This is a genomic window from Streptomyces sp. NPDC046215 (assembly GCF_040646215.1).
Taxonomy (GTDB): Bacteria; Actinomycetota; Actinomycetes; order Streptomycetales; family Streptomycetaceae; genus Streptomyces; species Streptomyces stramineus.
Genome location: NZ_JBEYZW010000026.1, coordinates 60,940 through 73,029 on the forward strand (window position 1 = coordinate 60,940; position 12,090 = coordinate 73,029).

The 12,090-nt window shown below is 73.7% G+C and carries 10 protein-coding genes; 4 read left to right on the forward strand and 6 right to left on the reverse strand.

Going from position 1 to position 12,090, the window contains the following annotated elements; genetic code table 11:
• Nucleotides 1-113 precede the first annotated feature (113 nt).
• From ABZ951_RS14340 to ABZ951_RS14350, 3 genes are all read left to right on the forward strand, one after another.
• Nucleotides 114-890, forward strand: coding sequence for a GPP34 family phosphoprotein (locus ABZ951_RS14340; protein ID WP_344092080.1), 777 nt, complete (start codon nt 114-116; stop codon nt 888-890).
• Nucleotides 891-1,310: 420 nt separating this feature from the next.
• Nucleotides 1,311-2,168, forward strand: coding sequence for a helix-turn-helix transcriptional regulator (locus ABZ951_RS14345; RefSeq protein ID WP_344092082.1), 858 nt, complete (start codon nt 1,311-1,313; stop codon nt 2,166-2,168).
• Nucleotides 2,169-2,351: 183 nt separating this feature from the next.
• Nucleotides 2,352-2,555 carry a DUF397 domain-containing protein gene (locus tag ABZ951_RS14350; protein WP_344092084.1) on the forward strand — a complete coding sequence of 68 codons (204 nt, stop codon included), beginning with the start codon at nt 2,352-2,354 and terminating at the stop codon, nt 2,553-2,555.
• Between the two features lie 141 nt (nt 2,556-2,696).
• Here the strand turns inward: ABZ951_RS14350 and ABZ951_RS14355 are convergent, their stop codons facing one another.
• The 4 genes from ABZ951_RS14355 to ABZ951_RS14370 all read right to left on the reverse strand — a co-directional run bounded on the left by ABZ951_RS14355 (nt 2,697) and on the right by ABZ951_RS14370 (nt 8,814).
• Nucleotides 2,697-3,839: an ADP-ribosylglycohydrolase family protein gene (locus ABZ951_RS14355; RefSeq protein ID WP_344092086.1), complete on the reverse strand. Its 1,143-nt coding sequence runs from the start codon at nt 3,837-3,839 to the stop codon at nt 2,697-2,699.
• A gap of 59 nt (nt 3,840-3,898) precedes the next feature.
• Nucleotides 3,899-5,077 (reverse strand): hypothetical protein, encoded by a 1,179-nt coding sequence (locus tag ABZ951_RS14360; protein WP_361279917.1) that lies wholly within the window; start codon nt 5,075-5,077, stop codon nt 3,899-3,901.
• A gap of 139 nt (nt 5,078-5,216) precedes the next feature.
• Complete coding sequence (locus tag ABZ951_RS14365; RefSeq protein WP_344095710.1) at nt 5,217-7,811, reverse strand: bifunctional FO biosynthesis protein CofGH; 2,595 nt, start codon at nt 7,809-7,811, stop codon at nt 5,217-5,219.
• A gap of 145 nt (nt 7,812-7,956) precedes the next feature.
• Nucleotides 7,957-8,814: a TIGR03619 family F420-dependent LLM class oxidoreductase gene (locus ABZ951_RS14370; protein WP_344095708.1), complete on the reverse strand. Its 858-nt coding sequence runs from the start codon at nt 8,812-8,814 to the stop codon at nt 7,957-7,959.
• A 244-nt stretch (nt 8,815-9,058) separates the two neighbouring features.
• On the opposite strand from ABZ951_RS14370, the gene ABZ951_RS14375 reads away from it, so the two are divergent.
• Nucleotides 9,059-10,564 carry a CehA/McbA family metallohydrolase gene (locus ABZ951_RS14375; RefSeq protein ID WP_344095706.1) on the forward strand — a complete coding sequence of 502 codons (1,506 nt, stop codon included), beginning with the start codon at nt 9,059-9,061 and terminating at the stop codon, nt 10,562-10,564.
• A 6-nt stretch (nt 10,565-10,570) separates the two neighbouring features.
• Here the strand turns inward: ABZ951_RS14375 and ABZ951_RS14380 are convergent, their stop codons facing one another.
• The gene (locus tag ABZ951_RS14380; RefSeq protein WP_344095704.1) at nt 10,571-11,803 is read right to left on the reverse strand and encodes a beta-ketoacyl-[acyl-carrier-protein] synthase family protein; all 1,233 of its coding nucleotides are present in this window, start codon (nt 11,801-11,803) and stop codon (nt 10,571-10,573) included.
• Nucleotides 11,800-12,063: an acyl carrier protein gene (locus ABZ951_RS14385; RefSeq protein ID WP_344095702.1), complete on the reverse strand. Its 264-nt coding sequence runs from the start codon at nt 12,061-12,063 to the stop codon at nt 11,800-11,802. The genes ABZ951_RS14380 and ABZ951_RS14385 overlap by 4 nt, the downstream gene beginning before the upstream one ends.
• Between the last annotated feature and the right edge of the window lie 27 nt (nt 12,064-12,090).

Consider the following 12,090-nt stretch of genomic DNA (forward strand, 5'->3'; position numbering starts at 1 on the left):
TCGTGCTAGACGAGACGACATACCTACCGGTTCCCACCCGAAGCAACCACGCACTCTCGACAACCCAATGTGAGAGGGGTCACCCTGTCAGACATCCACGCGGGGAGGCATGGATGGGCAGGAGCCGCAGAACAATTCCGGAGGAGCTTCTGCTGCTCGCCTTGGACCCGGCCACGGGTACCACGGCGCAGCCGCAGTCGCTCGACCTGGGTCTCGCCGGGGCACAGCTAGTGGAGCTGGCCCTGGCCGGACGGATAGCCCCGGACGGGGATCGTATCGCCGTGGTGATGCCACGGCCGACAGGAGATCCGACACTGGACTCCGCACTGGAGCTGCTGCGTCGCCGCGGCAGTCCGGTACGGGCCGTCCACTGGATCGGCGGGCCCCGGCTGGGGCTGCGCCAGACGTACCTCACACACCTGGAGCGGTGCGGCATGGTGCATGCCGTGGCGGGCCAGATGTGCGGGGTTCTGCCGACGACGCGCTACCAGGCGACGGAGACGGCCATCAGCCGGGAGATCAGGTCCCGGCTGGACAGCGCGATCCGCACCGGCGTCCCGCCGGACCCGCGGACCGCGGCACTGGCCGCTCTGGCGCATGCGGTGGGTCTGGGCAAGCACCTCTACCCCGGGAACGAGGGGCGGTCCTCCCGCTCCAGGCTCCGGGATCTGATCAGGCACGACCCGATGGGCGGGCTCGTGGCGCACGCCGTGATGGATGTGCAGAACGGCGTCGCCGCCCAGCCCAGGAGGGCACCGGCCACGGCCGGCAACGGCAGCGGACCGGGGCGCCGTACGACGCCCGTCCGGCCCTCGGTGGAAGCCGCGGGGGCCGCCGCACAGCCGGTGGCGCACGGAGCGGCCGTCATGGCCCGGGTCGGCGCCCCGTAAACCGGTCCCCCAGCCGGTGAACCGTTCCACCAGCCGCCGGGCGCCCGTACCGCCCGCGGCATCCGCACCACCCCCAGCGCATCACTCTCAGCACCCTCAGTTCCACCAGACCGCACCGCAGTCCCCGGCCTTGTTCGGGAGCCGCAGCAGCGCGCGGGGTGGTGGGCCGGCCGCCCGGGACGGCGGTACGGTCCGCCGCCCCGCGTGCGCGTCTGCGCGGCCGCCTTCCGGATCACGCCCCGGCGACGTTCCCGAGGTCCCGGGGCCGCGGCCCGGTCGGCACACCGTCCCACGTCACACCCCTTGTCCCGTATCACCGCGAGCGGACTCTGTGTCGGCATTTCCCAGCGCCGCCCGGGCCAGTGGTGGCAGGCTGCGAGGTCAGGAGACAGCAGCATGACGGAGCCGGAGGTGCGTCCCGTGGCGTCCAGTGTCAATCCCACCGTTAGGCGACGCCGATTGGGGCAGGAGCTGCGCAAGCTCCGCGAGCTCAAGGGCATGACCGCCGAGGAGGTGGCCGAGCGGCTACTGGTGTCGCAATCGAAGATCAGCAGGCTGGAGAACGGCCGCCGCAGCATCAGCCAGCGCGATGTCCGCGACCTGTGCGGGGTGTACGGCGTCGAGGACCACCGCATCGTCGATTCGCTGATGCAGATGGCCAAGGAGTCGCGGCAGCAAGGCTGGTGGCACGCCTTCGGCGACATCCCGTACAGCGTGTACATCGGCCTGGAGACGGACGCGGCGTCGCTCCGGGTCTACGAAGCCTCGCTCGTACCGGGGCTGTTGCAGACACCGAACTACGCCAGCGCCGTGACCGAGGGGTCGTGGCCGGAGGCCACGACGGCCGACATCGAGCGGCGCGTCCAGGTGCGGATGCGGCGGCAGGAGCGGATCGCCGACCCGGACAACCCGCTGCGCCTGTGGGCCGTCATCGACGAGTCGGCGCTGCGGCGGATCGTGGGCAGCCGCTCCATCATGCGGGAACAGATGCGCCGGCTGGTGCAGTTCAGCCAGGAGCCGCACATCACCGTGCAGGTGCTGCCCTATGACGTGGGCGCGCACCCGGGGATGTACGGCAAGTTCTCCATTCTGGAGTTCAACGATCCGCAGGACGCCAGCACGGTCTATCTGGAGGGCATCACCAGCGATCTCTATCTGGAGAAGCCCAACGATGTCCAGACCTACAGCGTGATGTATGAGCATTTGCGGATGCAGGCATTGAACGCGGAGCATTCCCGGCAGTTCATCGACCGGGTCGCCGAGGAGTGGGCGGACTGAAGCGGCCGCACGGTACACCGACCCCCACCCTGCGGGGAAGTGCCTTCTGGAATATGCCATCCGGTCGAGTGAACGAGCCGTTCATCAGGTGATGTTGGCGCGTACCGTCGGTCGTACCTCGGGAAACCGGCGCACCGCCCGGCGATCCGACTGAGGGCAATACTCACAAGGCATGGAGAAATCATGGCCATCCGCCAGGGAATCACCACGTGGCAGAAGTCTTCGTACTCGCTCGCCAACGGCGACTGCGTGGAGGTCGCTTCCCCTCTCCCCCAGTCCATCGCCGTGCGTGACTCCAAGGACCCGCACGGCCCGGCCATCAGCTTCACCCCGGATGCCTGGACCTCGTTCGTGACGACCGTTACCGATGGCGCTTACGACCTCTGATCCGTCCGGCCGATAGAACGCTCCGTCGTCACCCAGAGCAGTTCCGCGCAGAGCCCTCTCGACTGGTCCGCCGACCGGGCCGAGGGGGCTCGGCCATGTCCACCACCTCTGCGGTCGCCCGGGCGGCAGCGCCGCCCGGGCCTAGACGCGCGGGTAGCGGGCCAGCCAGGCGGCGGACGAGCCGGACGGGGAGTGCAGGGCGGGGCCCTGGGTCAGCTCCATCGCGAAGTCGTCGGCGAGCTGGAGGAGGGTGGCGCGGCCCTCCAGTTCGGCCAGCCAGGCCGGTGGGAGGGCCGTCTCGCCGTGCAGCGCGCCGAGGATGTTGCCGCAGAGGGAGCCGGTGGAGTCGGAGTCCCCGCCGTGGTTGACGGCGAGCAGCAGGCCGTGGCGCATGTCCTCGGCGACGAGCGCGCAGTACAGGCCCATGGCCAGGGCCTCTTCCGCCACCCAGCCCTGGCCGAGGGACTCCACCCGTTCGGCCGTCGGCGGACCGGCCGACACGGCGGCGAGCGCCTGCCGGATCGCGGCCGTGGTCTCCTCGTGGCCGGGGCGGCCCGCGAGCAGCGTCAGCGCGCGGTCCACCGACGCCCGCAGGCCGTCCCCGCGCACGACGCCGTGGATGACGACGGCGAAGGCGCCGGCCGCGAGGTACCCGGTGACGTGGCCGTGGGTCTGGACGGCGCACTCGGCGGCGAGCTGGAAGACCAGCTCGGGTTCCCAGCCGGCCAGCAGCCCGAAGGGCGCGGAGCGCATCACCGCGCCGCACCCCTTGGACTCGGGGTTCTTGGGCGCCTCCAGGGTGCCCATCCGGTCGTCGGCGAGACCGTCCAGGCAGGCGTTGCCGGGTGCCCGCTGCGCGTAGAGCCACTCCTCGCGGGCGAGCCACCCGGCGTCCGGCCGGCGCTCGTCGGGCCCCCACTCGCGCTGGGTGGCGGCCCAGCGCAGGTGGGCCCGGTGGACGTCGGTCGGCGGGTGCCAGGCGCCGGTGTCGCGCCGCACGTGGGCCCGTATCAGCCCGTCGACGGTGAACATCGTCATCTGGGTGTCGTCGGTGACGGCGCCGCGCCGCCCGTACGCCGGCACGTAGTCGTCCACGCCCTGCGGCCCGTGCGCGGCACGGATCGCGTCGAGGGACTGGAACTCGATACCGGCGCCGAGCGCGTCGCCGATCGCCCCGCCGAGCAGGGTGCCGCGCACCCGGGCGCGGAAGTCCTGCTGGTCGGCCCGGCTCCACAGCGCTGGTGCCGCGCCGGCGGTGGTGGTCACGTCGTGCCCTCCTGGCATCGCATCACGTTCGGTGCCGGACTGCTCCGGCACTGTCATTGTCGGCGCTCGTCCGCACCTCAGCCCTTGGCCGGCCGGACCGTCTTCATGATCTTGTCGATCTGGTCGACGGAGAGCGCGTCGGGAACGCCCTGGTCCGCGTAGATGACCCAGCCGTGGTAGGTGCCGTCCGGCATCTTCTGGGCGATGGACTTCACGATGGCGGTGGGCGGCACACAGGGGCTCGGGCGGTTCTTGACCGTGACCTTCGCGGTCGCCGTGTAGCCGTCGATGCCGTTGGCCTTCCACGGCGTGGCCTTGCTCATCTCGATCTTGGGCTTGTTGGCGCCGGTGCCGCCGTAGGCCATGACGGCCCAGTTGCCCGCCCAGTTGATGGCGTTCTGCTGGATGGTGAGGTCCGTGCCGCCGCCGGTGGTGCCGACCGTGGCCAGCTGCCCCTTGCCCGCCTCACCGATGGAGTCGGGGTTGGCCTTGGAGGCGCAGCCGCCCTCCCGGTAGTTGGACGTACCGGTCATCACGACGACGGGCTTGCCGCCCTCGGTGTAGGAAATGGCCGTCTCGCGCGGGAGGGTCTGCCACTTGTCGCCCTTGCCCGGCACGTCGTACTGGAAGAAGTGCTGCGGCTGCTTCTGGTTCTGCCACCCGGCGATCATCGGCTGCCCGTCCGCGGGCAGGGCCGGCGCGCTCGCTCCGCCCTCGCCGGCCGGCTCGCCGCCCTTGTCGCCGGTCCCGCCCTGCGCGGGGGCTCCCGACTCGGCCGGCTTCTTGGCCTCGTCCGGCTTCTCGTCGTCGCCACCCTTGAGGAAGAAGAACGCGCCGCCGCCGATGACGGCGAGCGCGACGACGCCGCCGATGACGGCGAGCATCGTCTTGTTGTTCCGCCGCGGACCCTGCGGACCCTGCGGGCCCTGCGGCGGGGGCGGCGGGGGCGCGTACATCTGGCCGCCGGGCGGGCCGGGGACCGGCGGCCGGGGCGGCTGTGCGCCGGGCGGCCCGGGCACGGGCGGCGGGGGCGGCGGGCCGGTCGGGGGCACGGCCGGCTGCGCGAACACGGTCGGCTGGGCGTGGACGCCACCGGGCGGCGGCACGGCCGGCTGGTCGACGGAGGTGGCCTCGGGGCCGCCCCACGGCGGCGGCGCCCCGAAACCACCCTGCGGCTGGGCACCCTGCGGGGGCTGCTGAGGGTAGTGCGGCTGCTGGGGATTGTGGGGCTGCTGTGAGTTCTGAGGCCAAGACATGCGGGACACCTTATGCAGTGGACTGTTGCCGTCCCGTCGGCGCACTTCGACAGAACGGCAACATCGGGGTGTTCCGGGCACGCGCGGGCTCCGGGGCGTGGCCGGCTCCCGGCGGCGCCCGCAACCCCGGACCCGGGCTTCAGTCCCCCAGCACCGGCAGCAGCGTCGGCAGGTGTCCGTCCGAGGCCAGGGCGGCCGCCTGCCGCTCCGGCGGCACCTCGCCGTAGAGCGTCGTCCGCGGCCGGGCCGGCCGGCCCGCCGCCTCCGCGATGGCCACGAGGTCCTGGATCGAGCGGTAGGAGCCGTAGGAGGAGCCCGCCATCCGGGAGATGGTCTCCTCCATCAGCGTGCCGCCCAGGTCGTTGGCGCCCGAGCGGAGCATCTCCGCCGCGCCCTCCGCGCCCAGCTTGACCCAGCTCGTCTGGATATTGGTGATGTGCGGGTGGAGCAGCACCCGGGCCATGGCGGTGACCGCGCGGTTGTCGCGCAGGGTCGGGCCGGGGCGGGCGATGCCCGCGAGGTAGACGGGGGCGTTGGTGTGGATGAAGGGGAGGGTGACGAACTCGGTGAAGCCGCCCGTCTCCTTCTGGAGCTCCGTCAGCTGCCGGAAGTGGCCGAGCCAGTGGCGGGGCTGGTCCACGTGCCCGTACATCATGGTGGAGGAGGACTTGAGGCCCACTTCGTGCGCGGTCCGGACGACCTCCAGCCAGGTGGCGGTCGGCAGCTTGCCCTTGGTGAGGACCCAGCGGACCTCGTCGTCGAGGATCTCGGCGGCCGTGCCGGGGATGGTGTCGAGCCCGGCCTCCTTGGCGGCGGTCAGCCACTCGCGGAGGGACATGCCGGTGCGGGTCGCGCCGTTGACGATCTCCATGGGCGAGAAGGCGTGCACGTGCATGCCGGGGACGCGCTCCTTCACCGCCCGGGCGATGTCGAAGTAGGCCGTGCCGGGCAGGTCGGGGTGGATGCCGCCCTGCATGCACACCTCGACGGCGCCGACGTCCCACGCCTGTTCGGCGCGGTCGGCGACCTGCGAGAGGGACAGGGTGTAGGCGTCGGCATCGGTGCGGCGCTGGGCGAAGGCGCAGAAGCGGCAGCCGGTGTAGCAGACGTTGGTGAAGTTGATGTTCCGGGTGACGATGTAGGTGACGTCGTCACCGACGGTCGCGCGCCGCAGGTCGTCGGCGATGCGGCACAGGGCGTCCAGGGCGGGCCCGTCGGCGTGCAGCAGGGCCAGGGCCTCGGAGTCGGTCAGCCGGGTCGGGTCGTCGGCGGCCTGCCACAGGGCCTGGCGGACGTCCCCGTCGAGCCGGGAGGGCACCATGCCGGGCGCGGCGGCCTCGCGCAGGGCCGCCCAGTCGCCGTACACCTCGTCGAAGTCCTCGCGCCGGTCGCCGGTGCGGCCCTCGGTGTCGATGGTGCGGTGCAGGTCCGTGCGCCCGGCGGCGGTGAAGACCTCCTCGGGCTCCTGCCAGGGCCGGCCCTCGACGACGGCGTCCTCGCGGGCCAGGCCCGTCTCCGGGTCGGCCAGGGCGCGGACGTGCGGCAGCAGGCGGGGGTCGAGCCAGGGCTCGCCGCGCTGGATGAACTCGGGGTAGACGGCGAGGCGTTCGCGGAGGCTGAAGCCGGCGGTGGCCGAGCGCTCGGCGAGCTCGTCGATCTGGGGCCAGGGGCGCTCGGGGTTGACGTGGTCGGGGGTGAGCGGGGAGACGCCGCCCCAGTCGTCGATGCCGGCGCCGATGAGCCGCTCGTACTCCCCGGCCACGAGGTTGGGCGGGGCCTGGAGGCAGGCGGAGGGGCCCATGATGTGGCGGGCGACGGCGATGGTGGCGACCAGCTCGTCCAGCTCGGCGTCCGGCATGCCGCGCATCGCCGTGTCCGGCTTGGCGCGGAAGTTCTGCAGGATGAGTTCCTGGATGCCGTGGTAGGCGCGGGCGACGCGGCGCAGCGCGAACAGCGAGTCGGCGCGCTCCTCGTAGGTCTCCCCGATGCCGATCAGCAGGCCGCTGGTGAAGGGGACGGAGCTGCGGCCGGCGTCCTCCAGGACGCGCAGGCGGACGGCGGGTTCCTTGTCGGGGGAGCCGTAGTGGGGGCCGCCGGGCTCGCTCCACAGGCGGGTCGCGGTGGTCTCCAGCATCATGCCCATGGAGGGGGCGACGGGCTTGAGGCGCTGGAAGTCGGTCCAGCTCATGACGCCGGGGTTGAGGTGCGGCAGCAGGCCGGTCTCTTCGAGGATGCGGACGGCCATGGCCCGGACGTAGGCGATGGTGTCGTCGTACCCCTCGGCCTCCAGCCACTCGCGGGCCTCGGGCCAGCGGTCCTCGGGCTTGTCGCCGAGGGTTATCAGCGCCTCTTTGCAGCCCAGTTCGGCGCCGCGGCGGGCGATGGCCAGCACCTCGTCGGGGGACATGAACATGCCGTGCCCCGCGCGGCGGAGCTTGCCGGGAACGGTGGCGAAGGTGCAGTAGTGGCACTTGTCGCGGCACAGGCGGGTGAGGGGGATGAAGACGCTGCGCGAGTAGGTGATGACGCCGGGGCGGCCCGCGGCCGCCAGGCCCGCGTCCCGCACCCGCGCGGCGGACGCGCAGAGGTCGTCGAGGTCCTCGCCGCGGGCCTGGAGCAGCACGGCCGCCTCGGTGACGTCCAGGGCCACCCCGTCGCGGGCGCGCCTCAGCGCGCGCCGCATGGCGTTCGCGGTCGGTGCTGCCTGCCCGGGTACCTGCGCGCTCGAAGTCATTGCACGAGCATACGAGCGCCCGCCACGGTGCCCGGGCGGCACCCGGGCCGTTCCGTGCGCACCCCGTCATGCCGCACGGAGGAACCCTCCGGCAGCGGTGGCGGGCCCGGGACCTGCGCCGGAGCCTGCCTCAGCACCGGCGCGCTCACAGGAATTCCGCGTGGGCGTCCAGGGCCCGCAGCACTTCCGCCTCGCCCGCCGAGGGCAGCCCCACGACGATCTCCCGCAGGCCCAGCTCGGCGAGGTGCACCAGCTTCCCCGCCGAGGGCCGCACGGCGTAGGGCACCACCTGCGGCTCCCCCGCGCGGCCCGCCTCCTCCCACGCCCGGCGCAGCAGGGGCAGCGCCTCGCCGAGGCCGCTGCCGCCGATGGGCAGCCAGCCGTCCGCGTACTCCGCGATGTGGGCGAAGAGCTTCGGCCCGGCGGTCCCGCCGATCAGCACGCGCGGCCCGACGAGCGGGTCGGCGCCCTTGCGCTCCCGGGGTGGGTGCACCGGCTTGGGGTGCGCCCAGCTGGCCCGCACCGAGGCGAACTCCCCCGCGTAGGCCGTCGGTTCCTCCGCCCACAGGGCCCGCATCAGGGCCATCCGGTCGCGGACCAGGGCGCGCCGTGCGCTCCAGTCGACGCCGTGGTCGGCGGCTTCCTCGACGTTCCAGCCGTAGCCGATGCCGAGGGTGAAGCGGCCGTTGCTGAGGAAGTCGAGGGTGGCGGCCTGTTTGGCGAGAACGATGGGGTCGTGCTGGGCCACCAGGGCGACACCGGTGCCGATCGCGATCCGCTCGGTGACCCCGGCGGCCTGGGCGAGGGCGACGACGGGGTCGAGTGCCCGCCCGTACTCGCGGGGCAGCGTGCCGCCCATGGGCGGGGGCGTCTCGCGGCTGACCGGGATGTGGGTGTGCTCGGGCAGGTAGAGCCCGTCGAAGCCGCGCTGCTCCAGCTCGCGCGCCAGCCGGACCGGACTGATCGTCTCGTCCGTGAGAAAGATCGTGGTGGCAATCCGCACGGGGCACCTCCGTCGTGGCGTGGCGTGGCGGTGTGGGGTCACCGTATGCCCAACTGTGTGTCCCACATCATGAACCGGGCGGCGCGCCGTGCGACTGTCGTAAACCGGGCTTCCCCGCGGAGCGGGCGGCCACGCGCCGCCGGGCGGCAATCCACCCGCCCGTACCCGTTCCCCCGCGCGTCACCCGGGCGTACAACGGTGTTCCTGCGATCCTTGCGGCCCTTCGCTCCCCCCGGAGGCACGGATGCACCGACGCGACCTTCTGAAGCTGACGGCTGCCGCGGGCGCGGCCGGCGTGCTGACGCTCGACACCGTGACGTTCGCCCGCGCCGACGGGCCGGGGCGGGCCGCCGGGGACGCCTCCCGCACGGTCACCGGCCGGCTGCCGGCCGGCGCGCCGGACTTCGTGTACCTCCCCGTGGACGTCCCGCGCGGAGTCCGGGAGATCGCCGTGTCCTACGCCTACGACCGGCCGCCCGTCCCGGCCGGCACCCCGGGCAACGCCTGTGACATCGGAATCTTCGACGAGCGCGGCACGGAGCTGGGCGGGGCCGGCTTCCGGGGCTGGTCGGGCGGGGCGCGCACGGAGTTCTCGATCAGCGCCGAGCGGGCCACGCCGGGGTACCTCGCGGGCCCCGTGCGCCCCGGCACCTGGCACGTGGCCCTCGGCCCGTACACGGTCGCCCCGCAGGGCCTGGCGTACGAGGTGACCGTCACCCTGCGGTACGGGGAGCCGGGCCGTACCCCGCGGCCGGTGTACCCGCCGCAGCGTGCCGGTGGCCGGGGGCGCGCCTGGTACCGGGGCGACAACCACCTGCACACCGTGTACTCGGACGGGCGGCGCACCCCGGCCGAGGTGGCCGCGGCCGCCCGCGCCGCCGGACTGGACTGGATCACGACGACCGAGCACAACACGACGGCGTCCCACGGCGCCTGGGAGGGCCTGTGGGGCGATGACCTGCTGATCCTCACCGGCGAGGAGGTGACGACCCGCAACGGCCACTTCCTGGCCCTGGGCACCGACCCCGGCGTCTTCGTCGACTGGCGCTACCGGGCCCGCGACAACGCCTTCGGGCGCTTCGCCCGCGCGATCCGCCGGGCGGGCGGCCTGGTGGTGCCCGCGCACCCGCACGGCACGTGCGTCGGCTGCAACTGGAAGTTCGGCTTCGGCGACGCGGACGCGGTGGAGGTCTGGAACGGCCCCTTCACCCCCGACGACGAGGTCGCGATCGCCGAGTGGGACAACGCCCTCGTGGCGGCGGTGGCGCGCGGCGGCCGGTGGCTGCCCGCCCTGGGCAACAGCGACGCCCACCGCGAGGGGCAGACCGTCGGCCACCCCCAGACGGTCGTACTGGCCGACGGCCTCTCCCGCACGGCCCTGCTGGCCGGCATCCGGGCCGGGCGCAGCTGGATCGCCGAGTCCTCCGCCGTCCGGCTGGCCTTCTCGGCGACCGGGGGCCGCGGTGCCCGCGCGGGCATCGGCGAGCGGCTGCGGGCGGAGCGGGACGCGGAGGTGACGGTGCGCCTGGCCGTGTCGGGGGTACCGGACGGCTGCTCGGCGACGTTCGTCACGGACCAGGGGCGGCTGCTGAGCACCCCCGTCCCGGCGGACGGCCGGGTGGAGTGGCGCACCACGCCGTCGCACGCGGCCTATGTGCGGGCCGAGGTGCGCCGCCCGCCCGCGGACGGCGGAGCGCCGGAAGTGCCGGGGCCGATGGTGGCGATGACGAACCCGGTCTTCCTCGGGTGAGGGCCGTCAGACCCGGGTGAGGACCACCGAGGCGTTCTGCCCGCCGAAGCCGAAGGAGTTGCTGATCGCGGCGTCGAACCGGGTGGGGCGGGGGACTTTGGCGGCGATGTCGAGGTCGATCTCCGGGTCCAGGTGGTCGAGGTTGGCCGTCGGCGGGACGGTCTGGTGCTGGAGCGAGAGCACCGTGCACGCGGCCTCGATGCCGCCCGCCCCCGCCACCGCGTGCCCGAGCGTGCCCTTCAGGGCGGTCACCACCGGCGGGGTGCCGAACACCGCGCGCAGGGCGCGGTGTTCGACGGCGTCGTTGAGCGGGGTGGACGTGCCGTGCGCGTTGACGTGGCCGATGTCCTGCGGCGCCAGGCCGGCGTCGCGCAGGGCGGCGCGCATGGCGTCGGCCGCCCCCCGGCCCTCGGGGTGCGGGGAAGTGAAGTGGTGGGCGTCGCAGGAGGCGCCGTAGCCCGCGAGCCGGGCCCGCGGCCGGGCGCGGCGGGCGGCGGCGTGCGCGGCCCGCTCCAGGACGAGGATGCCCGCGCCCTCGGCCATGACGAAGCCGTCGCGGTCGCGGTCGAAGGGGCGGGAGGCGCCGGCCGGGTCGTGGGTGCGGGTGGACAGGGCGCGCATCCGGCTGAACGTGACCGAGTACGCGGGGGCCCGGCTGGCCTCCGTGCCGCCGGTGACGACGATGTCGCAGCTGCCCGAGCGCAGCAGGTCGCGGGCGACGCCGAGGGCGGTGGTGCCGGAGGCGCAGGCGGTGGAGACGGCGAAGTTGGGCCCGCGGGCCCCGAGGTCCAGGGCGATCTCCCCGGGCGGCATGTTGGGCACACTGCGGGGGATCGTCAGCGGGGAGACCTTGGCGGGGCGGCCGGCGGCGATGTGCCCGAACGCCGCGCCGTAGTGCTCCAGGCTGTTGCTGCCGACGCCCAGCACGACGGCCACGCGCGAGGCGTCCCAGTCGGCCGGGTCGAGCGCCGCGTCGGCGACGGCCTCGCGCGCGGCGGCCAGCGCCATCAGGGTGCCGTGGTCCAGGCGCCAGACCGTGCGGGGGTCGAGCAGGTGCCCGCCGTCGAAGCCGGGCACCCGGCAGCTGAAGTCCACCGGCAGCCCGGCGAAGAGGGGGTCGGTCGCGGCGGTCGGCCGGCCCTCCAGCACCCCGCGCCAGGTGGCGTCGGCGCCGATGCCGGCGGGGGTGACCAGGCCGATCCCGGTGACGACGACGGCTTCCCGGTCCGCCCTGCTCACCGGGCGGGCCGGGGGCCCGCCACGGCGGCGGAGCCGGCGCCCGCCCGGTCCAGGAAGGCGGCCGTCTCGGCCAGCGTGGACTCCGCGGTGAGCTCGTGGAGATCGATGCCGGTGCGCTCCCCGACGACGAGGGCGAGTTCGACCAGGGCCAGGGAGTCGAGGTCGAGGTCCTGGAAGCTCTTGTCGGGGGCGATGAGGTCCGCGGGGATGCGGAAGGTCTCGGTGAGCGACGCGACGATCAACGGATAACTGCCGGACATATCACTCCTCGGAGCTGCTCGGGCAAT